This window comes from Allomuricauda sp. MMSF_3307 (genome assembly GCF_030733585.1).
In the GTDB taxonomy this organism is placed as follows: Bacteria; Bacteroidota; Bacteroidia; order Flavobacteriales; family Flavobacteriaceae; genus Flagellimonas.
Map to the genome: position 1 here is coordinate 105,091 of NZ_JASHIQ010000001.1, position 26,619 is coordinate 131,709.

The 26,619-nt window shown below is 42.5% G+C and carries 19 protein-coding genes; 13 read left to right on the top strand and 6 right to left on the bottom strand.

The window, feature by feature from the left end; translation table 11 throughout:
- The first annotated feature begins 1 nt into the window (after position 1).
- Together RBB12_RS00425 and RBB12_RS00430 are read left to right on the top strand one after the other, a co-directional pair.
- Positions 2-547, top strand: coding sequence for a C40 family peptidase (locus RBB12_RS00425; RefSeq protein ID WP_179385715.1), 546 nt, complete (start codon positions 2-4; stop codon positions 545-547).
- Positions 548-566: 19 nt separating this feature from the next.
- The gene (locus tag RBB12_RS00430) at positions 567-2,564 is read left to right on the top strand and encodes a ComEC/Rec2 family competence protein (protein WP_306012354.1); all 1,998 of its coding nucleotides are present in this window, start codon (positions 567-569) and stop codon (positions 2,562-2,564) included.
- Between the two features lie 5 nt (positions 2,565-2,569).
- On the opposite strand, the gene RBB12_RS00435 is transcribed toward RBB12_RS00430, so the two are convergent.
- Both RBB12_RS00435 and RBB12_RS00440 read right to left on the bottom strand, forming a co-directional pair.
- On the bottom strand, positions 2,570-4,105 hold the full coding sequence (locus RBB12_RS00435) for a peptide MFS transporter (RefSeq protein ID WP_306012355.1): 1,536 nt from the start codon (positions 4,103-4,105) through the stop codon (positions 2,570-2,572).
- Positions 4,106-4,129: 24 nt separating this feature from the next.
- Positions 4,130-6,289: a S9 family peptidase gene (locus tag RBB12_RS00440; RefSeq protein ID WP_306012356.1), complete on the bottom strand. Its 2,160-nt coding sequence runs from the start codon at positions 6,287-6,289 to the stop codon at positions 4,130-4,132.
- Positions 6,290-6,552: 263 nt separating this feature from the next.
- On the opposite strand from RBB12_RS00440, the gene RBB12_RS00445 reads away from it, so the two are divergent.
- From RBB12_RS00445 to RBB12_RS00495, 11 genes are all read left to right on the top strand, one after another.
- Entirely contained in the window at positions 6,553-7,866 is a 1,314-nt protein-coding gene (locus RBB12_RS00445) for a hydroxymethylglutaryl-CoA reductase, degradative (protein ID WP_306012357.1), read from the top strand.
- A 47-nt stretch (positions 7,867-7,913) separates the two neighbouring features.
- Complete coding sequence (locus RBB12_RS00450; RefSeq protein WP_179385720.1) at positions 7,914-8,138, top strand: DUF433 domain-containing protein; 225 nt, start codon at positions 7,914-7,916, stop codon at positions 8,136-8,138.
- Positions 8,135-8,482 (top strand): DUF5615 family PIN-like protein, encoded by a 348-nt coding sequence (locus RBB12_RS00455; RefSeq protein ID WP_306012358.1) that lies wholly within the window; start codon positions 8,135-8,137, stop codon positions 8,480-8,482. The genes RBB12_RS00450 and RBB12_RS00455 overlap by 4 nt, the downstream gene beginning before the upstream one ends.
- The gene (locus RBB12_RS00460; RefSeq protein WP_306012359.1) at positions 8,479-9,387 is read left to right on the top strand and encodes a GYDIA family GHMP kinase; all 909 of its coding nucleotides are present in this window, start codon (positions 8,479-8,481) and stop codon (positions 9,385-9,387) included. Before RBB12_RS00455 ends, RBB12_RS00460 begins: the two co-directional genes overlap by 4 nt.
- A gap of 128 nt (positions 9,388-9,515) precedes the next feature.
- Entirely contained in the window at positions 9,516-10,148 is a 633-nt protein-coding gene (locus tag RBB12_RS00465; RefSeq protein WP_306012360.1) for an AraC family transcriptional regulator, read from the top strand.
- 252 nt (positions 10,149-10,400) lie between these two features.
- A complete protein-coding gene (locus RBB12_RS00470; protein WP_306012361.1) occupies positions 10,401-13,373 on the top strand; it encodes a TonB-dependent receptor in 2,973 nt (990 codons plus the stop codon).
- Between the two features lie 11 nt (positions 13,374-13,384).
- Complete coding sequence (locus RBB12_RS00475) at positions 13,385-14,806, top strand: RagB/SusD family nutrient uptake outer membrane protein (RefSeq protein WP_306012362.1); 1,422 nt, start codon at positions 13,385-13,387, stop codon at positions 14,804-14,806.
- A 642-nt stretch (positions 14,807-15,448) separates the two neighbouring features.
- Positions 15,449-18,685, top strand: a complete 3,237-nt coding sequence (locus RBB12_RS00480) for a SusC/RagA family TonB-linked outer membrane protein (protein WP_306012363.1) — start codon at positions 15,449-15,451, stop codon at positions 18,683-18,685.
- A 26-nt stretch (positions 18,686-18,711) separates the two neighbouring features.
- Positions 18,712-20,415, top strand: a complete 1,704-nt coding sequence (locus RBB12_RS00485) for a SusD/RagB family nutrient-binding outer membrane lipoprotein (RefSeq protein WP_306012364.1) — start codon at positions 18,712-18,714, stop codon at positions 20,413-20,415.
- 17 nt (positions 20,416-20,432) lie between these two features.
- Complete coding sequence (locus RBB12_RS00490) at positions 20,433-21,416, top strand: hypothetical protein (protein ID WP_306012365.1); 984 nt, start codon at positions 20,433-20,435, stop codon at positions 21,414-21,416.
- A gap of 297 nt (positions 21,417-21,713) precedes the next feature.
- Positions 21,714-22,271, top strand: a complete 558-nt coding sequence (locus tag RBB12_RS00495; RefSeq protein ID WP_306012366.1) for a hypothetical protein — start codon at positions 21,714-21,716, stop codon at positions 22,269-22,271.
- A 49-nt stretch (positions 22,272-22,320) separates the two neighbouring features.
- Here the strand turns inward: RBB12_RS00495 and RBB12_RS00500 are convergent, their stop codons facing one another.
- From RBB12_RS00500 to lptC, 4 genes are all read right to left on the bottom strand, one after another.
- Entirely contained in the window at positions 22,321-24,441 is a 2,121-nt protein-coding gene (locus tag RBB12_RS00500) for a peptidylprolyl isomerase (RefSeq protein ID WP_306012367.1), read from the bottom strand.
- Positions 24,442-24,525: 84 nt separating this feature from the next.
- A complete protein-coding gene (locus RBB12_RS00505) occupies positions 24,526-25,815 on the bottom strand; it encodes a hemolysin family protein (protein ID WP_306012368.1) in 1,290 nt (429 codons plus the stop codon).
- 2 nt (positions 25,816-25,817) lie between these two features.
- A complete protein-coding gene (locus RBB12_RS00510) occupies positions 25,818-26,021 on the bottom strand; it encodes a hypothetical protein (protein WP_293280412.1) in 204 nt (67 codons plus the stop codon).
- On the bottom strand, positions 26,014-26,598 hold the full coding sequence (gene lptC / locus RBB12_RS00515) for an LPS export ABC transporter periplasmic protein LptC (RefSeq protein WP_306012369.1): 585 nt from the start codon (positions 26,596-26,598) through the stop codon (positions 26,014-26,016). The genes RBB12_RS00510 and lptC overlap by 8 nt, the downstream gene beginning before the upstream one ends.
- Between the last annotated feature and the right edge of the window lie 21 nt (positions 26,599-26,619).

Genomic DNA, 26,619 nt, shown 5'->3' on the forward strand with positions numbered 1-26,619 from the left:
GATGTTACGTAAAACCATAATCTTACTATTGTTTTTTGCCCTTATGGCCTGTGGTCCCGGCAAAAAACGACGTACCTACAGCAAGACCCGAACCGTAACGGTAGAGGGGTCCACACGAGACACTTCCCCTGAACGCACACGCAAAAAGGAGGGGCGAAAAAATGCAAAGGCAGAAGCCATTATTTCTACGGCGATGTCCTATTCTGGAACCCGGTACAAGTATGGGGGAACCACCAAACGAGGTATGGATTGCTCTGGTTTGGTCTATGTTTCCTTAAAGGAAAACGACATTATGTTCCCACGCACCTCCTACCAGATGGCCCTGGAGGGACAAAAAATTGGGGTCGGCAATGTTGAAAAGGGCGATTTGCTCTTTTTTAAGACCAGCAAAACCGGAAAACGCATCAACCATGTTGGATTGGTAGTTGATGTTGATGGCAGGGACATTAAATTTATTCACGCCACAACCTCACGAGGCGTGCTGGTATCCTCATTACGGGAAGGATACTGGAACAGCGCTTTTGTAAAGGCCATGCGCATCTTGTAAAGTGCGTCAGCTTAATTTTGTGTCCATAAAGCTCACTGTGTGGGTTATTTTGGGCATCAGTATCGGCTTTTATGCGGAAGTGACTCCGCTTTTGCCTTTGATTGCGACGGTTGTATTGCTGCCTCTGCTATACTGGACCAGCAAAAAACAATCCAGCTCAGGCTTCCCGTATGTTGAGTCACTTGTTGCCATTATCGCAGTTGCGTTGGGCGTCTTTGTCGTGGGCATGTCCACCAACAAGGGTATGCCCAATTTTTATGGCCAGTTAGATGTGGAACACCCAAAGGTTTGGCACCTTAAAGTGGAAGAAGCTTTAAAACCCAATGCCTATTCCCATCGCTATGTAGCCGAAGTTATTTCTGCAGACAAGAAAAGGGCCTCTGGAAAATTACTATTGAGTCTAACACCAGATTCCCTTTTGCATCCGCTAGAGATTGATGATGAATTGCTAGTTCATGCATCGCTTGAAAATATTCGACTACCGTTGAACCCTTACCAGTTTGATTATCGAAGTTATCTACAAAAACAGGGCATCCAGCATCAAATCAGAACCAACTATCCGTCCATCCTTAAAACGGAAAAAAACTCGAGCACCTTGTTTGGACACGCCTCCCGTTTTCGGGAACACATCATCTCCAAACTCAAAAGGAAAGCCTTTGGGGCGGACGAAATGGCAGTCATTCAAGCCCTATTATTGGGCAAACGCGATGATATTTCTGAGGATACCTACAATAATTATAAGAATGCAGGCGCAGTCCATATATTGGCCGTGAGCGGACTTCATGTGGGGATTATCCTTTTCATTTTGGAGTTTTTATTGGTTCCATTGGAGCGTTTACCTAAAGGTAAAACCTTGAAGTTGGTATTGGTGGTGCTATTGCTTTGGGCGTATGCTTTTGTGGCAGGACTTTCTCCTTCCATCGTCCGGGCCGTAACCATGTTTTCGTTCGTAGCTTATGCCCTCTACCTCAACCGTCCCACGAGTTCCTTCAATATTATTGCGCTCTCCATGCTCTTCATTTTGTTGATAAAGCCCTTGTTCTTGTTTCAAGTGGGGTTTCAGATGAGTTATGCTGCGGTATTTGCCATCGTTTGGATCTATCCGAAACTGCAACGCTTCTGGTTTCCCGAAAACCTTATTGTCCGGAAAACGTGGCAATTGCTATCGGTGAGCATTGCGGCCCAATTGGGTGTCTTGCCCATTAGTTTGTACTACTTTCATCAGTTTCCGGCCTTATTTTTTATTTCCAACCTGCTCATTATTCCTTTTTTGGGGTTGATTTTGGGCTTTGGCATTCTGGTTATTGCTTTGGCACTCTTGAACGCATTGCCCCAATTTTTGGTCAATGCTTTTAACTGGGTAATCCACATCATGAATGCTATTGTAGAATGGGTAGCGCAGCAAGAAGGTTTTATTATTAAGGACATCCCTTTTGATTCGGTACAGCTGCTTTTGGGATATGTCATCATAATTTCGGCAGTGGTATTTCTGTCCAAACCCATCAAAAAATTAGCTTTAATTCTGTTTGGTGGAATTATCCTGTTTCAAAGTTGGGGCATCTGGAACAACCTTCAAGTACAGCGAAAGGAGACGGTCATACTCGCCCACCGCTCCCGAAACTCGTTGGTATTGCATCAGTTGGGAGATTCGCTTTCCATTCTCACTTCAAATCCTACAAACATAGGAAACATTGCCAACGATTATGCTGTGGCTGAACGCATCCGAACCTTGGACACATCCAAACTCAAAAACAGCTACATTTTGGGTGAAAAAAAATTGGTGATTGTGGATAGCACAGCGTTGTTTCCTTTGGAAAAGCATCCCGATTACCTCTTGTTGACGCAATCACCAAAACTGCATTTGGAGCGATTGCTGGATTCCCTACAACCCAAAACCGTGCTGGCGGATGGCAGCAACTACCCTAGCTTGGTCGCAAAGTGGAAATCCACTTGTGCCCAAAAAGAAACCCCCTTTCACTACACAGGTGAAAAGGGATTTTATGCGTTTAAGTTTTAAAGAGTTTAATGGACGTTGCCCATCAACTTTTTGATCAATGGCGAAGCCAAGATGACCAAAAGTCCTGCTCCTATAGAATATTCAGCGATGAGCATAAATCCGTCGGTGTAAATGTTTAGGGTACTAAACCCACTGATATCGGCATCCGTACTTTCTATGGCCAATTGCTTTCCAATAAAGCCCACCACCTGAAAGGCAAATGCGGAGGACAGGAACCAAACTCCCATCATAAAGGCAACGATGCGTTTGGGAGATAAATCAGTGATTTTCGACAATCCTACGGGAGACATGAACAATTCCCCAACGGATAACAAGAAGTACATCAACAGTAGATACGTAAACGGAACGAAACCATTTTCGTTCGCACTGGCGCCACTTATCGCCAAGGCGTAGAAACTGATACCGGCAAACAAAAGTCCCATTCCAAACTTATAGGGCGTCCTTGGATTGAGTTTCTTTTTGGACAACCATTGCCACATTAACGAAATTGGAATGGCCAAAATAATAATCCACATGGAATTTAAGGAGTTGGTCTGAGAGGCCGACATGATGCCCTCCAAATCCACATTTCGTGCTGCAAAAAGGGTAATCACACTACCGGATAGTTCATGAAAACCCCAGAAAATGGTCATAAAAAAGGTAATCAAAACCGCTACGAAGAGTTTTTTACGTTCTTCCAAAGTAGCCTTGTACATGATGTAGCCCAAGTACACCAAAATAGAAAATCCAATCAATTTGAAGATTACGTTGACAATGTTTTGGTCGTCAAAAAAAGTTCCTTCAGCACCCAGAGCTTTATAAGCGGACAATAAATAGGCAATTACCGGCACCGATGCAAAGGCCAATACGGGAACAAGGACGCCTTGTTTGAGTCCAAATACCTTTTTATCGATGTTTCCGTTCTCCGGAGGGAGACCTTTATCGCCGAACACATTGTTTTTGATTCCGCTCCAAAAAACAATAAGACCTGTAAGCATTCCAATTCCTGCCAGGCCAAATCCGTAATGCCAACCATATTTAGCAGCCAAATATCCGCAAAGCAAAGGTGCTACCCATCCCCCGATATTGATTCCCATATAAAAAATGGTAAAACCGGAGTCTTTTTTGGGGTCACCATCTTTGTAGAGGGAACCTACGAAAGTCGATATATTGGGTTTGAAGAATCCATTCCCGGCAATAATTAGGGAAAGGGCAAGGAAAAAGGTGATGTTATTTTCAATGGCCAAGACAAAGTGCCCCAAGGACATCAATATTCCGCCCAAAAATATGGAACGGCGCATGCCCAATATGCTATCGGAAATGCGTCCGCCGATTACCGTGGAAGCATACACCAAAGAACCGTAGGAAGAGTACACCGCCGCGGTGGCATAGTCGCGTTCCATCAAGGCCGCAAATATGACCTCTACCATATAAAGCGTAAGCAACGCCCGCATTCCATAAAAACTGAAACGTTCCCATAGCTCGGCAAAAAAGAGGTAGAACAACCCTTTGGGATGTCCAAACATTTGTTGTTCTTCTACTGGTTTGGATACTTCTGACATATCGAATTGGTATTGGTTAGATTTTTAAAGTTTTTCCTTAACGAAGTTGGTCATCTTGGTGTAGAGGTGCAGTCGCGTGTTGCCCCCATAAATACCGTGATTTTTATCGGGATAAATGGCCCAATCGAATTGTTTGTTGGCCTGTACCAACGCCTCGATCATGCGCATGGTGTTCTGCACATGGACATTATCGTCCCCAGAACCGTGAACCAATAAATAATCCCCTTTTAGCAACTCCGGATAATTGAATGGCGAGTTATCGTCATAGCCCGTTGGATTTTCTTGGGGCGTTTGCATATAGCGCTCCGTATAAATGGTATCGTAAAAACGCCATGAGGTAACCGGTGCCACGGCAATGGCCATTTCAAAGGTATCGTTGCCCTTGAGCAAACAGTTGGTGGACATAAATCCGCCATAGCTCCATCCCCAAATTCCAGTTCTGTCCTCATCGATATAAGGTAGGCCACTTAATTGTTGGGCTGCCGCAATCTGGTCTTCCACCTCATATTTGCCCAACTCCTTTTGGGTCACTTTTTTAAAGTCGCGCCCTTTTAACCCGGTCCCACGACCATCTACACAGGCCACAATATAGCCTTCGGAAGCCAATAGCTGGTGCCAGTAATCGTTGCTTCCCATCCACGAATTGGATACCTGCTGTGAACCAGGGCCACTGTATTGGAACATGAAAAGCGGATATTTCTTGTTTGGATCAAAATTGGCAGGTTTGATCATGTACATATTCAGGTCGTTTCCATTTACAGTGATGGTGGAGAACTCCTTGGGCGAAATCTCGTATCCCTCCAATTTGTTCAGCAAAGCTGAATTATCCTTGATTGCCTTGACCAGTTTCCCAGTAGCTGCATCATGCAGGGTGAACCTGTAAGGTGTTGTTGCACTGGAATAGGTATTGATGTAATAGGTAAAATCACTGCTGAAAGCTGCGGAATTCGTCCCAGCTTCGGTGGATAATGCTTTCTTGCGCTTTCCTTTGGTGGAAATGCTGTAAACGCCACGGTTGATGGAACCATTTTCCACGGATTGATAGAAGATACGGTCGTTCTTTTCATCATATCCGTAATAGCTCGTGACTTCCCATGGTCCGTCGGTAATTTGGTTCTTCAATTTGCCGTCCTTTCCATAAAGGTAAAGGTGATTGTATCCATCTGCCTCACTGGTCCAAATAAAACTATCGTCGTCCAAAAAGGTAAGATCATCATCAATATCCACGTAGGCGTTATCACTTTCCTCCAGTAAAATTGTCACGGAATTGTCTTTGGCATCCACGGCATGTAGTTGCAATACGTTCTGATGCCTATTCAACGTTTGGACGCTCAAATGATTGGGATTGTGCATCCATTTGATTCTAGGAATATAGTAAGGGTCATTCAAATCGACGTTAGAAATAGATGCAGATGCTAGATCATACATGTGCAAGGTAACGATGGAATTCTTCTCTCCGGCCTTGGGATACTTAAACTCATATTGATACGGATACAAATCGGTACCGTAAAAATCCATCGAAAAATGAGGAACCTCGGTTTCATCAAACCGAAGAAAAGCGATTTTGGTTCCGTTGCTGTTCCATTCAAAGGCACGCACAAAACCAAATTCTTCCTCGTACACCCAATCCGTTACCCCATTAATAATGGTTCCTTTGTTCCCATCCGTGGTCACCTGCTTGGTGGTGCGGTTGGCCAAATCCATCACATAGAGATTATTGTCCAACACATAGGCCACTTTGCTCCCGTCCGGAGAAAGTGTGGGCTCTTGGATTTTGGTCTCTGATATTTTTATCAGATCCTTGGAAGAAATATCATAAACATAATAGATACCTAAACGGGAACGTCTAAAAATGGGCTCTACCTCTGTTGCCAAAAGCACTTTGGATTCATCATCACTAAAAGTGTAAGAAGAAAAATAGGGTACCGCTTCGGATGAAGCTACAATGGTCTCTACTTTTTCCAAGGTTTTATAGTCGTATTTGTCCAAACTACTGGATCTTGGGGAACGTTCCGTATTCAATATGGTATACTGGGTACCGTTGTTCATGGAGCGGAGGACATCCATATATTCCGTTCTAAATTCTCCTCCCCAAATCTCTTCGAGGGTTATTTTTTTCTTTTGTGCGGTGGAAAAGGTCAAGCATCCTAAAAGAAAAAGGAATAGAAAAGACGGTTTGTTCATGAAGTGATAAATTGATTAAACATGTGTTTTACAACCAAAAACGTTTTAGTCAACTGGTTTGCAGTCAAAAGGTCAAACAAAAATGTCTCGATGGTGTTCTAATTCACATTCTTGATTTAACAACTTCCAAGTTTACTAATATTTATCCGAAAAATAAATTTTGATGTTGCGTTTGCAACAAATTTTAACCTTTGGATTTAAAAACAATGCCTTCTACTGTAAATGGTCAATATCCGTATATTTGAAAGCGTTAAGCCAACTTTATGAACACTCCAGTTGAAGGATTTTCCAAATTGTCCAAAACCCAAAAAATTGATTGGATAGCGACAAATTGCACCAAAGACCCCAAACAGACCAAAATGCTATTGCAGCAGTATTGGAACTCGGACCCGAGGGTACAGCAATTGCATGATGAGTTTATTGAAAACACCATTTCCAATTACTATCTGCCCTTTGCGGTTGCACCCAATTTCTTGATCAATGATAGGCTCTACGCCATTCCTATGGCCATTGAAGAAAGTTCCGTAGTAGCTGCTGCGAGCAAGGCGGCAAAATTCTGGTTGGAACGGGGCGGATTCAAAACAGAAGTCTTGGGAACGGAGAAAGTGGGGCAGGTACATTTTATGTATCGAGGTGATCAAAACAAGCTCACCGATTTTTTCAACAGTGTAAGGCCTAAGCTGATTACCAGTGTGGCTTCCATCACGCAAAGCATGGAAAAACGGGGCGGTGGCATCAACGATATTGTGCTTCGAAATCTCACGGATAAGATTGAAGGGTACCATCAGCTCCATTGTACTTTTGAGACCTTGGACGCCATGGGCGCCAACTTTATCAACTCCTGTCTGGAACAATTTGCCAAAACCCTGAAAGAAGAGGCCCAAAATCACAAAGCCTTTACCGAAGAGGAAAAAAATATAGAGGTGGTGATGAGCATCCTCTCCAACTACGTGCCGGATTGCTTGGTTCGGGCGGAGGTCAGTTGTCCTGTTTCCGAGTTGGGGAGTGACGATATGACAGCGGATGAATTTGCACAAAAATTTGTGCAGGCCATCAACATTGCCAAGGCAGAACCCTACCGAGCCGTTACCCACAACAAGGGCATTATGAACGGTATTGATGCCGTGGTGCTCGCTACTGGCAACGATTTTAGGGCTGTTGAAGCAGGAGTGCATGCCTTCGCTGCCAAGGAAGGTCAATATTCAAGTTTAACGCACGCCACCGTCGAAGATGGTATTTTCAGATTTTGGATAGAGGTTCCCTTGGCTTTGGGTACCGTGGGCGGACTTACCTCTTTGCACCCGTTGGTGAAGTTGGCCTTGGAAATTTTACAGAACCCTACCGCCAAGGAGTTGATGCAGATTATGGCCGTGGCCGGACTGGCACAGAACTTTGCAGCTGTGCGTAGCTTGGTCACCACGGGAATCCAAAAAGGACACATGAAAATGCATTTGCTCAATATGCTCAACCAATTGGGCGCCACCGAAAGTGAAAAACAGGAATTGGTCACGTATTTTAAGGACAAAACTGTTACCAATGCATCGGTAAAGGAGGCATTGGAGAACATCAAAAAATAACCGTCTTGTTTTTGTATCTTTAACAGAGTCCAAAAAAATAAACTAAGGTGGAACATTTGGAAAAATATATCGAAATCAATCCAGACAAAAGGTTTGGAAGACCCATCTTAAAGGGAACCCGAATTTCCATTTATGATGTGCTTAATTGGATGGCGAATGGTATGGAAAAGTCTGCCATAATCGAAGACTTCCCCGAATTGACCGAGCAACACATCAATGCTTGCCTTGCTTTTGCTGCAGATCGTGAAAAGAAATTGAACATCGCTTCGTGAAATTACTTTTTGATCAAAACATATCTTTTCGACTGCTGAAAACCATAGCCGACATTTTTCCTCAGTCGTATTCGGTAAAAGATTTGAACCTAACAAACGCATCAGATCTTGAAATTTGGAGATATGCCAAGGACATTGACTTCACCATAGTTACCTTCGATGCGGATTTCTTTGACTTAAATACCTTATATGGTGGACCTCCAAAGATTATTTGGCTTAAAACGGGAAATATGACCACTTCACTTTTGGCGCAGCTGTTCAAGGAACAAGAAAGTACCATCAAGGAATTTATAAAGGACAACAACAGTGATTTCCTTTTGCTTTCACTCAAAAACCAAGAATGAAGAAAGAGCTTTACAGCAACGGTAAACTATTGCTCTCCGGCGAATATGCTATTTTGGATGGGGCCCTTGGCCTGGCCATCCCCACCAGTTATGGGCAATCGCTACAGGTAACCCCTACTTCGTCCGGTGTATTAGAGTGGACCAGTTTGGACGAAAACGACCATAGCTGGTTCTCCGCAACGTTTGACCTTGCCAACTTAAAAATAGTTTCCACTTCGGATGAGGCCATGGCCCAAACCTTGGCGCACCTCCTTTTGGAGGCCAATGCGCAAAACCCTTTATTGCTTACCGATAGCGATGGATTCGAGGTAACAACCCGTCTGACCTTTCCACGATCTTGGGGATTGGGCAGCTCATCCACTTTGATCAACAATTTGGCACAATGGGCCCGAGTGGATGCCTATCAATTGTTATGGAATGCTTTTGGCGGAAGCGGTTACGATATCGCCTGTGCTCAACACAATTCTCCCATCACCTACCAACGTTTGGATGGTGAACCAAAGGTCGAAACCATTGATTTTGACCCCATTTTTAAGGACTCCTTGTATTTTGTGCACCTTAACCAAAAACAAAGCAGCAAAGAAGCCATCGCCAATTACAAAAACCGACAGTTTGATAGGAACAAACTCATCCAAGAAATTTCATCCATAACCCATAGAATGATTGAAGTCCCAACCCTAGCGGGCTTTGAATCCTTGATGGAAAAACATGAAAACCTTCTTTCCGATGTGTTACAGGAACAACCTGTAAAGCAACGACTTTTTCCAGACTATTTTGGTATGATCAAAAGTTTAGGAGCTTGGGGCGGTGATTTTGTTTTGGCTACGGGAGATGAAAAAACCATTGCCTATTTTAAGGGCAAAGGATACTCCACCGTTATCCCCTATTCTCGGATGATTTTTTGATGCTCCAAAAATGCATCCGTTGACTGGGAAGGGCCATCCGTCAGATCAAAAGGGGCATCCGTCAATTGGTACCCCGATAAAACTTTACTTTTTTGCAATTTGAATCCCGAAGACAAAAATGATTGCTTATGTCACTCTGGGATTACACACATTTCTTTCAGAAAAACAAGGTGGACCTTTTTACCAAAAGTTTCATTTCGCTGTTTCTATTTTTATTTGGGTACACGCTCTTTTTAATCTTTTACAGTTGGACCAACTTTGAAGATTCCTTTCTCTTATTTGCAGTGCCACTTCCGTTTTATGTGATTGCCACTTGCCTATTGTTGAAATATCGTCACCTATTGAAAACGAAAAGTCAGCGTACAATTGCCCACACCAAACAGGACAAATATGAAAAAACGGGATTGTCCGAAGCCTTTTCACAAGAACTAAAGGAAAAACTGGAGGATTTGATGGACACCCAAAAACTTTATTTGAACCACGAACTTCGCCTCGACGATATCGCCAATATGCTCAATATTTCCAGACACCATGCCTCCCAAGTAATCAACGAAAACTTTAATATGAGTTTTTACGACTTCATCAATACCTACCGGATTGAAGAGGCCAAAAACAAGCTTTGCAACAATTTCAAAAAGTCCTCCGAATCCATTTCCGATATCGCCTACCAATGTGGATTTAACAATCGGGTATCGTTTTATAAGGCATTTAAAAAGCGAACCAAGATCACACCCAAGGAGTTTATCCAAAACGCGGCCTAGCCCAGTTTCCCGCCGAATTTGTAAACGTAAATCCCATTCGGGAAATAAGTAAAGGTTAATAAGCGCTAACAATCTTCCCTCCAACTTTCCATTCTTTTACCCCGCAATCCACAGGGTGGAGGCTCTAAATCTTATCTCTTTCCGATTTTTTAGTTTTCATTGTTTCGGAAGATTTTTTGAATTAGCCTACAAAAAAGATTCATCCTCCCCCTGCTCGATTGCAAAAACTAACTCTAAATCAATTTTATGATAATGAAAAATTATTGGATGATGTTGGTGTTCTTATGCTGTTCCATTACAGCGGCACTGGCTCAAGAAAAGAATGTAAGCGGTACGGTTACCGACCAAAATGGATTGCCCTTGCCAGGTGTTTCTATTACCATCGTGGGTACCAATACAGGAACCCAAACGGATTTTGATGGAAACTATTCCATCATGGCTTCTACGGGTCAAACACTCCGTTTTAGCTATATCGGTCAAAAAACAGTACAAAAGGCTGTTGGAGCATCGTCCACGATTAATGTTCAAATGGAGGAAGATGCACAGGCGTTGGAGGAGGTTGTAGTTGTGGGTTATGGTGAGGTTCAAGACAAAAAGCTTGTACAGAATGTTGCTCAAGTTGGTAATGAAGACATACAGGATATCCCAGCCGTTACAGCACAGGAATTATTACAAGGACAGGCCTCTGGTGTTCAATTTGTACAGAGTTCTGGGGTGCTTGGTGCAGCTAACGTTATTAGGGTGCGAGGCGTAGGGTCTTTAACAGCAGGGGCCCAACCTCTTTTCGTGGTTGATGGTGTTCCCTTGAATGACAACGACAATACTTTTAACAACGGGGGTAATACAGGGTTAAATCCTTTGCAGGACTTAAATCCAGAGGATATAGAATCATTTTCTATCCTAAAAGATGCCGCTGCTTCGGCAATTTATGGTTCTAGGGGTGCAAACGGTGTAATAATCATAACCACTAAAAAGGGTAGGGAAGGTAGAACAGAAGTTGACGTCAACGTATTCACCTCGTTTAGTCAGGCTACAGATTTGATACCCATGCAAACTGCAAATCAAACCCGTCAGTATTTGGTAGAAAGAGGGATTGCACCCAGTGTCAATGATTTGCCGCAAGGTAATTTTGACTGGGTAAATGGTGTTACTAGAACGGGTATTTCCCAAAATGCTAATATTTCCATTAGAGGAGGAAGCCAAAAAACTTCATTCTTTATGAGTGCGGGGTACCGTGACCAAGAAGGTTTTGTAATTGGAAACGATTTGACTAGGTTCAGTGCAAGATTGAATTTGGACCACCAAGCAAATGATTGGTTGAAAGTAGGAATGAATATCGGTTTAACAAATACCCGAAACGACAGAATCGGAGTTGAAAACAATACATTTGCTCCCTTGACTTCGGCTTATTTAATGATGCCATGGCAAGAACCATTTGATGAGGATGGAAATTTTAGAAATACGGGGTTTGTTCAAAATACGATTGGTATTGAGCAACTGGAAACAAGACAGGTTGATAATACAAGGATAATCGCCAATGCCTTTGCAAATATCAATTTTACTAACAATTTGTTCTTTCGGTCGGAAGTAGGCATCGATAGGGTTCAAGGTGAAGAGTTTGGAAGGGGCGTTGAATTATTTGATCCTCGTCCAGATGGTTCTCCAGGTGGAAATGCCTTTGTTTTATTGACCAACGATAACAAATGGTTGACGAACCAGACATTGAATTATAGCGGTACTTTTGGAAATCATTCGGTTTCGGCAGTTGGGGGTCTTTCTTATGAGACTTCGTTAGATAACACGGTTCAGGCGGCTTCACAGAACTTTCTATCCGATGACTTAAGAAACGTTTCATCTGGAGGTGAAGCAACAACTACGGAGCAAAACAGAACCCAGTGGGCTTTGTTTGGATTGTTCGGTAGGGTCTCTTACGATTACATGAGCAAATACATTATTGAAGGTTCTTACCGTAGAGATGGATCTTCACGTTTTGGCTCCAATAAAAGATATGGGAACTTCTGGTCCGTTGCTGGAGGTTGGGTATTGTCGGAAGAGAACTTCTTGAAAAATGCAAGTTGGATTAACAATTTAAAATTAACCGCTAGTTATGGTACCTCTGGTAACGATAGAATTGGAAATTTCCCATCTTTGGGATTATTTCAAAATAGCGCTTATGCTAATGTACCTGGGTTAAGACCATTACAGGCTTCAAATCCTAATATTGGTTGGGAGGAGAGTTCTACTTTGGATTTGGGCATAAGCGCCAGCCTGTTTAAAAATAGATTGAGCTTTACTGCTAATTACTTTGAGAAAGATATTACAGAACTATTACTGGATGTTCCCGTTACATGGTTGTCCGGTTTTGGAAGTATTACCCAAAATGCCGGTACAATGAACAATACAGGTTGGGAATTTTCTTTGAAGACCCAAAATATAGTAACCAATAATTTTTCATGGACTACTGATTTCAATATATCCTTCATCGATAACTTGATTGAAGAATTGCCTGGAGCTTCAGACTCTGAAGAGGGTAAATTTATTGCTGGTAGTGCAAATCAAAGAGCAATTGAAGGTTATTCAGCTAACAACTTCTATTTGGTTCGATATAATGGAATTAACCCTCAGACAGGTGATGCAGAGTGGTTGACAAAAGATGGCGAAGTCACGACCACACCTAATTTTGACACAGACCGAGTTATCGTAGGAGATGCCAATCCTGATTACTTTGGTGGTATTACCAACGTTTTTAGATATAAAAATTGGGATTTAAGAGCCTTTATGACCTATAGTGTAGGGAATGATATCTTCCTCGATGGATTGAGGTTCACGGATGCCCCGTCGCTAGCAGGATCATTTAATCAGAGCGTTCGAATATTGGATTACTGGCAGCAGCCTGGAGATAATGCTTATGCCCCCGCTTTGGATAGTTCCACAAACAATGCCTTTAGACAAGCGTCAACTTTACAGTTGAAAGACGGTTCCTTTTTGAGAATGAGAAACATTACCCTTGGATACACTTTGCCGAGCAAATTCTTGGAGAATACTTTCCTTAAGGGCTTAAGGCTTTATGCTACCGCAAATAATGTTTTTGTAATCAAATCAAGTGAATTGGATGGTTTTGACCCTGAAGTTACGGATGATAGCGATCCACTGGTTCAAGGGGAAACTTTCTTTACCGCACCCCAAGCTAAGACCTATTTAGTAGGTGCCCGTATAACTTTTTAAAAAAAATTAATATGAGAATAATAAATAAGTTAAATAAAGTTATAGTCCCAACTATGGCCGTTTTTGCCTTAATGGTCGGTTGTGATGATCGTTTAGATTTGGCCCCAGAAGATTCTTTAACATCTGACGTTGTCTTTTCTTCGAAGTTTGCGGCTCAAGGTGCCGTGACCGGACTATATGCACAAGCACGTGAAGTTGATGCTTTGAACGGTAATAGTTACGTATATGAAGGTGTAATGTCCGATGAATTGGAGTGGACCGGTTCCTTTCCAACCATTGTAGACATCAATCTTTATGAAATTCAGGCCACAAATGGTTCTACAGGAGCATTTTGGCAGGAGGGATATGATCTTATCAACTTGGCTAATTTTATAATTGAGAAGGTGCCTTTAATGGATGAAACAACCATAACACAAGCAGAAAAGAATCAATTGGTAGGGGAAGCTAGTTTCATGCGTGCCATAATTTACTTCAGATTAGTGAATTTATATGCGCAACCATTTTCCTTTTCAAATGGTTCAAATCCTGGAATTCCAATTGTAACAATGCCTTTTGATGATAATGCAGTCATAGAGGATTTTCAGTTGCCAAGATCTTCGGTAAACGAAGTTCATGCCTTAATAGCTGATGATTTACAGGAAGCAATAAACCTACTACCTGATACTGCGGATAATGCTAGGGCTTCTCAAGGTGCTGCAAAGGCATTAAAAGCAAGATTACACCTATATAGAGGAGAATGGGAACAAGCTGCCACATTGGCTAATGAAGTGATAGAATCTGGCACCTACGGTTTTGCAAGTGACTACAGCTTTTGGAACTCTGAAAGTACCGAACACATTTTCTTTATTGATAACAATGCGATTGACGGGGCTTTTGGAGGTACAGGACTTCATAACTTTGCAGTGGCCGCACCTGCAGGTAGAGGTGACGCCTTCCTTTCCCAGGATTTGTTGGATTCATTTGCTGCAGAACCAGGAGATTTAAGACTCTCGGATACCAAAAATGCTGTTCAAGGAGAAAACACAAATGCTGTTACTAAAACTTTCTCGAACAAGGTTCCAAGTGCTCAAGGTGATGCGGACATGCCCGTTATTAGAATCACCGAAATGTACTACATAAGGGCCGAGGCAAACCTAAGAGGTGGAACAACAATAGGCGATACTCCCTTGAACGACATAAATTTGGTTAGGGATAGGGCAGGTCTAGCACCTCTAGCTTCAGTAGACTTAGACCAAATTTTGGAGGAGCGCAGAAAAGAATTCTTTCTTGAAGGTCACAGAAGAATGGATTTATTGAGAAATTCCAGAGATTTACGTCCCGCAGGTAATCCGCAGTTTTCCGCTGCTACCTTTGGTGCTAATAGAACCATTTTTCCAGTTCCTGCCAGGGAAAGGGAAAACAACCCTAACATCGAACAAAACCCAGGGTACTAACAAAAAAGTCTCTTTAAACACAAAAAATCCCCTGTCAATCACAGGGGATTTTTTATTATTCAAACCTTTCACATTAAAGTCAGGAAACAAAGATTCAATTTTGCAATTGAGCTAAGAACATCTAAAGCATTTCTTCAGCTTTAGCTTTCTTATTTTTTTAATCAATGTTCAGTTAAATTTATCAAGTTCAAACACCAAATGTTTGTTTTTCTTCTCTTCATCTAACAATGAATTTAAGATCAAAAATCTACTTTAACATACTGTACAGTTTTTGAAAAGAGCTATAAAAAGATATCTACTTTTTAATAAATCGAAGATAACCTGCCGTTTAGTTTAAACCCTAAGTTTAAAGTACTGGAGCTAATACAAAATTGTCTTAATAAGTATTGGTGAAGTAATAGTTTATAAGGCAAATTTCAATTTATAGGCTGCTGTTAACTTCCATCGGCAGCTGTAAAGGTTCTTAAACCTTAACAGTTCCTTAGGATTCTTTTAGTTTTTTTGGGCTCATTCTATATAAATAGGGAATTGGTTTTAACTATCCAAAAACAACATACTTCTCAACGGATCCTAAAACCAAATCAACCTCCCACCCTATGGATACGGAATGGAAAACTAACTCTAAAATTAATGTTTATGATAATGAAAAATTATTGGATGATGTTGGTGTTTTTATGCTGTTCCATTACAGCGGCACTGGCTCAAGAAAAGAATGTAAGCGGTACAGTTACCGACCAAAATGGACTGCCCCTGCCGGGTGTCAACATTGTTGTTGAAGGGAGTTCCACAGGTACGCAGACGGATTTCGATGGAAACTATGCCATCTCCGCAAAGGTGGGACAAACGCTTCTATTCACCTACATAGGGCAAAAACCAACTAGGCGCACCATTGGAGCATCAAACTTAATAAACGTACAAATGGAAGAAGATGCCCAAGCTCTTGAGGAGGTGGTTGTAACCGCTCAAGGCATCAAGAGGGAGAAAAAAGCCCTCGGGTATGCTGTGACTTCCGTAGGGGCTGATCAAATAGAAAATCGCTCAGAAGGCGATGTTGCTAGGGTCCTCAATGGTAAAGCGGCTGGGGTGCAAATCACTTCAGCAGGCGGTACCTCTGGGTCAGGTACAAACATTACCGTAAGAGGTTTTAGTTCCTTTAGTGGGAGCAACCAGGCCTTGTTTATTGTGGACGGGGTACCCTTTAGTAATGATACCAACGCGCCTGGAGACTTCTTGGACGGTAACCCTGCTCCTTCCCGTTTCTTGGACTTAGACCCCAATAATATTGCAAGCGTAGAGGTATTAAAAGGACTTGCAGCGACCACCCTTTATGGAACTTTGGGGCGTAACGGCGTAATTTTGGTGACCACCAAAGCAGGTGCAGCTCAAAAAGGGCCGAAAAAGACGGAGATAACGGTAAGTCAGTCTTACTTTGCGAATGAGTTCGCCTCTTTACCTGATTATCAACAACAATATGGGAATGGGTTTGACCAATCCTTTGGCTGGTTCTTTAGTAACTGGGGGCCCAGCTTTGACCGTCCAGGAGTTTCTGGGTGGGGCAACCAGTCTGCCATAGACGATCAAGGTACTTTGTTGCATCCTTATGCTTCCTCTGCGTTTCTAAACCCAGGAGGGCGGAATACGGGACAGGGAGCCTTAGCAAAGCAATTTGCCAATCAAAGATATGACTGGAAGCCCTATAATTCAGTAGAAGAATTTATGCGTCCCGGACGTACCTTGAACACCTCTGTAAATATTGCTGGTGGATCAGAGGATGGGAATACCACCTTTAATGCCAATATTGGGTATTTGGATGAAGAAGGTTTTACCCCAGGAAACTCATTGAACCGTTTCAACTTCTCGGTAGGTGGAAAATCTAAACTGTCCAATAAATTTAGCGTACAGGCCACAGCCAATTATGCCCGTAGTGATGTGAAAAGTCCTCCGATTGCAGCAAGCAGGGGTAATGGTTCCTTGGGACTTTCCGTATTTGGAAACGTCCTATTCACGCCTATCAGCGTTGACCTTATGGGACTTCCTTTTGAACAGCCAGAGGACGGTTCCAGTATCTACTATCGGAATGGAAATGATATCATCAACCCGAGATGGACGGCAAAGAATGTTACCTACAATAACCTAACCAATAGATTTAATTTTAATGCCTCACTGAGCTATGAAATCAACCAAAATTTAGGATTGACCTGGAGAACTGGGCTCGATTTCTATAACGAGCGAAACATCAATGGCTCAAACAAAGGTGGGGTTGAATTTACCGATGCCATTTTTGGATTCTTGGATACATTCGACAACAACAATACCATTTGGGATCACTATTTCGCATTTAATGGCAATTATGATCTTTCTGAAAAAATTGGAATGACCTTCATTGCTGGTGCAAATGCTCGTTCGGACATCTTTGATCGACAAGGGGTAGCAAGTACCGGACAGATTGTTTATGGCATCAAGAGACATTTTAACTACGAAAATCAATTGCCGATACAGTTCTCCCAACAGCGGAATATTATTGGTCTATTGGGTCAAGTATCCTTCGATTACGACAATATGCTATTCTTGAATTTGAATACAAGAACCGATTGGGTATCCAACTTGATTAGAGAAAATAGGGCACTTACATATCCAGGGGTAAGTCTTTCCTTCCTACCTACCACCGCCTTCAAAGGACTACAAAGTGAAGGTGGATTAAATTACCTTAAACTTCGAGCAGGATATGCGACCTCTGCCAACTTCCCAACAGGATATCCAACTGCTGGTGTGGTGGAGCAAAACACACAAATTTATGGTGATGGCGGTGAGATTACCACCAACCAAGTCGGAAACGTCAAAGAGAATCTCGACCTAAGACCTGAGCTTTTAAAAGAGTTTGAAATAGGATTGGAGTCCCGTTTCTGGCAGAATAGAGTCTCATTGGACTTTACCTATTATGATAGAAGAACAGATGACCTGATTGTAAATCAACCACTACCTCCTTCCACCGGATTCACCCTGACTCAATCCAATATTGGTCAAATCAGCAATAAAGGTATCGAGGCCGACTTAGGTATCGACATTTTTAGAGGTGGAAAAGATGGCTTCAACTGGAACTCAAGGGTAAACTTCTTTGCCAACGAGGAAGTCGTTGAAGAGCAAGAGGAGGATATCATTTTCTACGCAGGTAGTACTGCCCTTTTTGTTGGAGCGAACGCTGCCATAAAAGGTGAATCTTTGGGTACTATAGTTGGTACAGCAGTTGGACGTGATGAAAATGGAAACTTCCTGGTGAATGATGGTGGCAATTATGTTATTGTCGAACAAGATAATGAGGGTAATGTTCCAATTATTGGCGATGCCGTTCCCGACTACACCATGAACTTCTTCAATACCTTTTCCTATAAAAACTGGAACCTTGGTTTCCAAGTCCAGCACGTGAAAGGTGGAGATATTATGTCCAGTACCATAGCCACCCTATTGGGTCGTGGTTTGATCACAGAAACCATTGATAGGGAAAACAGTTATATTCTTCCAGGTGTGAACCAAACTACAGGTGAAGTGAACGACAAACAAATCAACAATTCCACCTACTATTTCAACAACCTATTGTTCGGACCGGCGGAAATGAAGATTTATGATGCTTCGGTAATCCGTTTGCAGGAAGTATCGCTATCGTATTCTTTCCCCAAAAAGTATTTGGACAATACTCCATTTGGATCTTTGACCTTGACCGCCCAAGGCTTCAACCTTTGGTATGATGCCTACAACACCCCTGATGGCGCGAACTTTGATCCCAACGTAGCAGGGGTAGGTATTGGTAACGGTCGTGGATTCGACTTTATGAACGGGCCTTCCCAGCGACGATACGGCCTAACCGTAAGAGCATCGTTCTAATAACAATTGTTAATGATATACGCATTATGAGAAATTTTCTAAAATATATTACCATGGTATTTATCGCAGGAGTGAGCTTCTCCTCTTGTGAAACCACAGAACTGGACTTAAGGATAAGTCCAAACGACCTTGCTGCCGATCAGGCGGACCCTAACTTGTTGTTGAACTCCATACAATTGGCCTATGCCTCCAACATGGCTGAAATAAGTGACCTAGGTGCCGAGTTGACCCGAATTGATTATATGTTTGGAAGGGATTATTTCAATAATTACCCTGGGGATACTTTTGATGATATCTGGGCCAGAACCTACAGTAGTGATTTTAATGACGCGGGAAATGGCGACATTCGAGTTGGAATGTTCCCTAACATTGCTAAATTGGAAGAAGCAGATGAAATTAGTATCCTAGACTATTCATTCCATAAGGGTGTTGCAAAAACCCTTCAAGCGCATATGCTTATGCTTTTGGTGGATTACCTTGGTGAAGCCGCATTAGGAGAAGCTGGTAAACCGGACGATTTTCCAGCACCAAAATTAGATGATGGAGGCTCTATTTATGCAGCTGCAATGACTATTTTGGATGAGGCAGAAGAATTGCTTGCGGGAAGCCCAGAAACTTTAGGAGCTACAGATTTGTTCTACGGTGGAGATACTACCAAATGGCTGAAGCTGATAAATACCATTAGATTGAAGTCCTATATGATGACAGGGGATGTGGGCAGTTTTAAAGCAGTGATTGCAACCGATAATTTTATTTCCTCTGCTGCCGATGACTTTCAGTTTCAGTACGGTACTAGCGAATTGCAGCCGGATACCCGTCACCCTGACTATGCCGACGATTATACCCCTTCGGGAGCGAACATTTATCAGTCCAATTGGCTAATGGAATTGATGCTAAACAATAACGATCCACGTATTCGCTATTATTTCTATAGACAAGTAGGTGCGACCCCTGGAGCAGATGACGATCCTAATGAAGAAACCTTAGCTTGCTCTTTAGCTACTCCTCCCCAGCATTATATAGATGGCGGATTTACCTATTGCAGTGTACCTAATGGCTATTGGGGCCGCTCTCACGGTAACGATGAGGGTACTCCTCCGGATAACTTTGAGCGTACTGCCGTAGGTGTTTATCCTGCAGCTGGCAAATTTGATGATGATGATTTTGCCGTAGATCCAGAAGATGATGCATTCGATGGAAAAGTTGGATTGGGTAAAGGTGGTGGCGGTGCAGGTATTGAGCCTATTATTCTTTCTTCATATGTTGAATTTTGGAGAGCGATTATGGCCGATAATGACACTGAACGAGGACTACGCTTAAACCGTGCACTCCAAATGTCAATCGATAAAGTAATGTCCTTTGGGTCACTGGATCCTTCCGCAGATTTATCCTTTGCTCCGGACCAAACAACGGTAGAAAGTTATATCAATGATGTTGTAACCAATTTTAACAACGCTACAGGGGACAATAAAGAGAACATCTTTGCAGAACAATACTTTGTTACCCTTTATGGAGGTGCGACTGAGGCATACAATTATTACCGAATGACAGGCTACCCCACTACGGTATTGCCCAACTGGGAAGCTAACCCAGGTCCTTTTCCAAGGAGTTTCTTATACCCACAGAATGAAGTGGTGACCAACCCCTCATTGACTCAAAAACAAACTATGACACAGCAGGTTTTTTGGGATACCAACCCAGCAAGCCCCACTTTCCCACCTGCTAACTAAAAATTAAAGCTGACAGTATGAAAAATTATTTAAAACATATTAAGATTCTCTTTATAGGAACTTTACTCTTGGCCACATCCTGTGATGAAGGAGAAGTTATCGTTGATCAGGTGACTGCTGAAACCGAAAGGGGAGCTATTCTTAGAACTATTTCAATTGATCAAAACCAAATTGTGTTGGATTTGGACAACAAGACACTTATTGACGGGGGATTTTCTACGACTGTGGAAGTACAGGATGTTGAGGATGGCAATCTTGTTTCGCAAATTGAGGTTTATGCGGGTTTTCGCGATAACACCACAGAAAAAAGTGTAAATAGTAAGGATGAAGTTCTATTGGGAACAATACCAAGTTCAGCTGGTGTTATTGGCGAGTTTGGTTTTCCTAGATTTACCTATTCCGTTGGATACGAAGAGTTACAAACTGCTGTGAATGTTTCGGATGATGTGCTCTTTGGTGGGGATGAATTCACGGTTCGATTTGAACTCGTACTTACTGATGGCAGAAGGTTTTCGTTTGATAACAACACAAGTACTTTAACAGGTTCCTTTTTTAGGTCTCCTTTCCTCTATACAGTACAGCTAATTTGTTTCGTGCCCGATGATTACTTTGTAGGTGATTATTCTATGGCTCAAACCGGTGCTTTAGCTCCCCTAGGTATTGATGATGCTTTCTCCCAACCTATTGTATCGGTAAATGCCAATTCGATGAGAAGTAGATCTATTGAATTTACTTATGACCCAGGAGGAGAATATGAGGCATCTTATATTTTTACATTCGATCTTATTTGTGGAGAAATACAGAATTTTTCAGGAAGAATAACCGAAGGTAAAGCTGGGTGTAAAAAAGATGAAAATATTGGACAAAAAGGAATTATGAATATCGAATATGATTTGGCAGATGATTCAGAGTTTACCATTATATTCGAAGACTTCAATCCTGATGGTGGATGTGGAGAAGAATATGAATATGAAACTTCAATTACACTTACCAAATTATAAAGAAAAAAACATTGTATTCAGACCCCAGTTCTCAAAAGACTGGGGTTTTTTTGTTAAAACTTAAATAGTGATGGTGTCTTCGACAGTTGAAATATTTATATGATGTGCTTTGTCCTACCCTTCAAATCAAAATAAATTTTTGTAGAGCAAAACCCTTCAAATCAACCCAAACCCCTCATCCGTCAGATCAAAAGGGGCATCCGTCAATTGGCACCCTAAAAATCCATCCATAGCCCTTATGTTTGGGATATATTTATCAAAGTATAGTGTATTATGATCCCAATCTTTAAAACACCTATGACCTACGTTTTGGCGAGCGCCTTACTTTTGGGCATCCCAAACGCTTTTAGCCAAGAAGACCCACAAACAACGCATCGACTGGAAAACTTCATCAAACAAAGTTGCACCATCAACTACAACAAAATTACTTCCGAGTCGGTACTACGCATCTTAAAGCACGATGTTTACCATATTACCCAAGAAACCAAAAACATTTATGGTGATAAAGAGACCGAAATCCACGAGTTTATTGTGGTGGACAATGGCCAAGAGGTGCAACCTTTCGAAAAAATCCAAATGAACACCCCATTACCCAAATTGACCAACTATATCCGTGAGGATTTTATTTTAAACCAGGAATCTGCACCCCATTTTCAGGTACTCTTGGACTACATCTACCCTATTGCGGAATGGAAACCGGACAAACGGGAATTCTTTTTTACAAATGGGAAATGGTACTTTCTTCGGGATGCCTACTTCCGAACCAAACAGGGGTTTGAAATCACCGTTGACCCTAAAGGCAAAATCACCCATATCTGCTATAAAATGAAGTGGGACGAAACGGAAAGCAAATAAAAAGCCTCCCAGTCGGGAGGCTTTTTTTTTATCCTTTAAAGAGCAATTCTTAGTAGAATGTAGCTCTTTTATCTTCAATTTCAGCTTTATCCTTTAAGGCATTATAAACTGCTCCGTTGACCCTGGCCGCTGTACTGGACTGCAGGCTTTGGGCATAAGTGCTGTAGTTTTCCACATCAGGAGCTGCCGTTTTGTTGGTCACGGTCAATTTGTAAACACCTGTCTCTCCCTCGATCAGTTCGGAAGTCTGGTCTTTGTCCAAAGCAAATGCCGTACCCACAACCATGGGCTCTCTTCCTGCACCGGGCAAGGTAGGTGCCTTTAGCGTCAAAGCAGAAGCTGTACTAATGCTCACATTGTTGTCCGACGCCATGGCATCCAAGCTTTTTCCTTGGTTGGCGGCAATAATTTGCTGTGCCTTGCGCTCTTTTCTGATGGCTGGCAGTGCAGTTGCCGAAGCATCCTCTGGAGCCATAAGTCCTTTTCTATATTTTTTGGTAAGCTGTACCACGGCATATCCGTTGTTCACATCAAAACGTCTCACGTCACCTACCTTGGTATCCTCGTTAAACGCCCATTGCACCACACTACGTTGTGAACCCAAACCTGGTAGGTTTTCTTCCATTTCCTTTATCTTGTTCACGGGACGAACGGTGTAGCTACTTTCCCTAGCAATGTCCCCAAAGTTTTCAGGCTCGTCATCGATAACCGCCATTTCAAACTTGGTCGCATCGGTGAACAAGGTGTTGATGGTCTGCTCGGAAGGCTCCACTTCACGGGCCAAGGTAGCCACCTGGATAACGTCCTGCTTGTCATCCACTTTAATAACATGGTATCCAAACTGGGTTTCTACCAATCCAATGGTTCCTACCGGGTTGCCAAAACAGAAATCGTTGAACTCATCCGCCATTAGACCTTCTTGGAAATAACCAAGATCTCCTCCACGTGGTGCGGAAGGTCCATCGGAATTTTCCCTGGCCAAAGTGGTGAACATGACATCCTCTTTTTTGGCTTCGGCCAATAATCTTTTGGCCTCTGCTTCAGCTTCTTCTTTGGTCCTTGTAACCGCAGGATTGGCTCTTTCGGCACCTTCCCAAGAAATAAGAATATGGCTCGCCTTTACCGTACCATTTTCCTTTCGGTCCATAACTTTTGAGACTTTATAGAAGTCCCCATCCTTATACGGACCATACACCTCTCCTACTTCCATGGCCATCAAGGTATCGGCCACAACGGAAGGAAGGTCTTTTTTGGCTTTGTAAATGGTGTCAAATTTTTCATCTGAATGTCTGTCCAAAAAGGCAGCCATATCGGTCGTATTCCTAAATCCGGCAATGGTATCGTTGGCATCTTTGGCCTCCGAGTACTCTACTGAATCATCCAATAGTGCCGTAATGGCCTCCTTTACACTGGCATCATCTTCCGCTGACGGCTTTTCCTCGAAATACACAAATCGGATATCCCTGGCGTTTTCTTGCTGAAACTTGGCCTTGTGATCTTTGATGTATGCTTCGATCTCACTTTTGGAAACTGTGATGGTGCTGTCTGGAATGGTGGTGTAAGGAATACGAACATATTTGATATCCACCTTGTCGTTGGCCATGGTGTAGTCCAGTTTTCCTTCGGCAAGGGTAGCAGTCACCCCTCCTTTGACCAAGTTGAAGTACATACGCTCTTTGGCAGCTTGGATAATGGACTTTTCATCTTGCAACCACGCATCGTAACGCAAAGGGTCGTTGGCTTTCCAATCGGCAATGGTGCTTTTGAATACCTGCTCGTTGAAAATACCGTTCTCATCTTGAAAATCTGGAATCTGGGCATAACCCGAAGTCCTCACAAAGTCAACGATTTGGTCGCTCTCCACTTCAATTCCCAAATCCTCAAACTGCTGGTTCAGGATGGTTCTACGCACCTCTTGGTCGTATACCATGTTCACCAACTGGGTTCCTGTAACGCTAGGTCCATATCTTCTGGAGGCATTCTCCACTTGGGCCCTAAATTCATTGATGGGAATATTTTCTCCATTGACTTCTGCGACCGTGGAGCCAACCTTTCCACCAGCAAAATTATCGCTGCTGAATACTCCCGATATTACGAATGCGAACAACGCCAAACCAATGATAAGAATCAGAACTGTTGTCCGTTTTCTAATATTCTCTAATATTGCCATTTTACTGCTTGTTTTCTTTAAATTCAGTGGGCGAAAATACCACTTTCTTTTCAAATAGGAAAGCTAAAAAAGGTGCGGAAATTATTAATCTTCAGTGTGAACGGTGACCTTTACCAAATCGATTTTGGTATTCGATACCTCCAATATCTTGAAGCTAAATCGACCTAATATGACTTCCTTGTCCTGTTCGGGTATTTCTCCGGTCTGATGCACGATCAATCCGCCCAAGGTCTCGTATTCTTCGCCTTCGGGCAGTTCCAGTTTGTAGTTTTCGTTAATGTAATCCACCTCCAAGCGGGCGGAGAACTTATATTCATTTTCGCTAATCTGCTCCTCGTGCAGGTCCGTGGAATCGTGCTCATCCTCTATTTCGCCAAAAAGCTCCTCAATAATGTCCTCAACAGTCAAAATTCCCGAAGTACCCCCATATTCGTCCAAAACCACGGCCATACTCTTTCGTTTTTTGGTCAATACGTTCAGAATGTCCTGGATGAGCATGGTCTCCGGAACAAATTCAACCGGTAGCAGGATACTTTTTATGGTTTTGGGCTTTTTGAACAACTCATACGAATGCACATACCCAATAATCTCGTCGATACTGTCCTTGTACACCAATATTTTTGAATATCCGGTTTCCGAAAAAAGTTTGGTCAGGTTTTTTGGTGTTTCACCAATTTCCACTGCCGTAATCTCGGTACGCGGCACCATTACTTCCCTTGCTTTTACGGTTGAAAATTCCAAGGCATTCTGGAATATCTGGATCTCGGAATCCACATCGTCCTCCTCTTCCACGGTTTCCATTTGCTCGTTGATGTAATCGCCCAGCTCCAATTTGGTAAATGTAAGTTGCACCTCGTCTCCTTCGGTCTTGAAAAGGGTTCTCAGAACAAAATCGGATACCTTGATGACAAAGGTCGAGATCACCGAAAACAACAGGTAAAACATATAGGCCGGCACGGCGAACACCTTGATCAGTACATTGGCATAGATTTGAAAGAATACCTTAGGCAAAAACTCCGCCGTCAACAGGATAAGTATGGTTGAAATTACGGTCTGCGAAAGCAGACTAAAATCCGTCAATAGCACATTGACAAACTCATATTTGGCAGGCAACAAGCTTTGGAACCACTCCATGAGCACATCCCCCATAAAAAGACCATAGATCACCAAGGCAATATTGTTGCCTATAAGCATGGTGGCTATAAATTTGGATGGTTTGTCGGTGAGCAGGGTTAGCACCTTGGCCAAAAAGCCTTCTTGCTTTTTCTCTATTTCAATATGGATCTTATTGGCGGAAACGAAGGCGATTTCCATGCCGGAGAAAAATGCCGATAACAGCAGGGAAACAATGATAATGATTAGGGAGGAGTCCAAGGTTATTGTTGATTATCCTTTTTTCGCTGTTCAAAACGTTTCCGATATCTTCTTCTAAACACAAACATAGCAACGGATACTACGGCGAAAAAGATAAAGATGTAGGTTTCCTTTGGGTCCACGCTCCAAAGTGTTGCAATCTTATAGATGGATATGGCAGCTACGGCCAAGTATAGGTATTCGGTGTATCGTAAAATCTTAATCATCCTGTTCTTCTTCTTTAATCGTCATCATCCCATAAGTTTTATGGGCCTTGAAAAATGTAAAATCCTTATTAAAATCCATCCCTTCACCGTCCATTACAGTTCTGTCTTCCGGATTGGTATATGTAAATGAGGCTTCTGTAAAGATCCAGTTATTTTTTCTGTCAAAATACAACTGGTCGGTTTCCAGCTTTTTGCCATCGTGACTTTCCAGCACCACATTGCCCCGCAAATCTATTAAATTGGTTTGGGAATATACGATGCCATAATCGGCTATGATGACGCTTTTCTGATTCTTTTCATTGAAAAAATCCACTCGTAACCCTTCTGGGAAAGTACGGAATTTAAACCGTTGATTATCGAAATCTTCGGACAAAGGACTGGTGAGCACGGCGATGACCCGCGAATTTGCGGAATCCTGGGTGCTCATGGCCTCTACGGTTTCGGTATAGGTCAAGGTAAAGTTTTGGGCAACACCTTGGGGAAAGAGGGGTTTTACGGCCTCCTCGCCCACTCGTTCGTAATCGTCACCACAGGACATAAAAAGGATTGCCACGGTGAAAACCGTGGCAAAGCTCATTAATATATGTTGTAATGTTCG

What these genes read in the sequence shown, in the direction of transcription:
- RBB12_RS00425 (WP_179385715.1), top strand. Translation starts at nt 2, where the DNA reads ATGTTACGTAAAACCATAATCTTACTATTGTTTTTTGCCCTTATGGCC.
- RBB12_RS00435 (WP_306012355.1), bottom strand. Translation starts at nt 4,105, where the DNA reads ATGTCAGAAGTATCCAAACCAGTAGAAGAACAACAAATGTTTGGACAT.
- RBB12_RS00440 (WP_306012356.1), bottom strand. Translation starts at nt 6,289, where the DNA reads ATGAACAAACCGTCTTTTCTATTCCTTTTTCTTTTAGGATGCTTGACC.
- RBB12_RS00445 (WP_306012357.1), top strand. Translation starts at nt 6,553, where the DNA reads ATGAACACTCCAGTTGAAGGATTTTCCAAATTGTCCAAAACCCAAAAA.
- RBB12_RS00460 (WP_306012359.1), top strand. Translation starts at nt 8,479, where the DNA reads ATGAAGAAAGAGCTTTACAGCAACGGTAAACTATTGCTCTCCGGCGAA.
- RBB12_RS00465 (WP_306012360.1), top strand. Translation starts at nt 9,516, where the DNA reads ATGTCACTCTGGGATTACACACATTTCTTTCAGAAAAACAAGGTGGAC.
- RBB12_RS00470 (WP_306012361.1), top strand. Translation starts at nt 10,401, where the DNA reads ATGAAAAATTATTGGATGATGTTGGTGTTCTTATGCTGTTCCATTACA.
- RBB12_RS00475 (WP_306012362.1), top strand. Translation starts at nt 13,385, where the DNA reads ATGAGAATAATAAATAAGTTAAATAAAGTTATAGTCCCAACTATGGCC.
- RBB12_RS00480 (WP_306012363.1), top strand. Translation starts at nt 15,449, where the DNA reads ATGAAAAATTATTGGATGATGTTGGTGTTTTTATGCTGTTCCATTACA.
- RBB12_RS00485 (WP_306012364.1), top strand. Translation starts at nt 18,712, where the DNA reads ATGAGAAATTTTCTAAAATATATTACCATGGTATTTATCGCAGGAGTG.
- RBB12_RS00490 (WP_306012365.1), top strand. Translation starts at nt 20,433, where the DNA reads ATGAAAAATTATTTAAAACATATTAAGATTCTCTTTATAGGAACTTTA.
- RBB12_RS00495 (WP_306012366.1), top strand. Translation starts at nt 21,714, where the DNA reads ATGACCTACGTTTTGGCGAGCGCCTTACTTTTGGGCATCCCAAACGCT.
- RBB12_RS00500 (WP_306012367.1), bottom strand. Translation starts at nt 24,441, where the DNA reads ATGGCAATATTAGAGAATATTAGAAAACGGACAACAGTTCTGATTCTT.
- RBB12_RS00510 (WP_293280412.1), bottom strand. Translation starts at nt 26,021, where the DNA reads ATGATTAAGATTTTACGATACACCGAATACCTATACTTGGCCGTAGCT.
- lptC (WP_306012369.1), bottom strand. Translation starts at nt 26,598, where the DNA reads ATGAGCTTTGCCACGGTTTTCACCGTGGCAATCCTTTTTATGTCCTGT.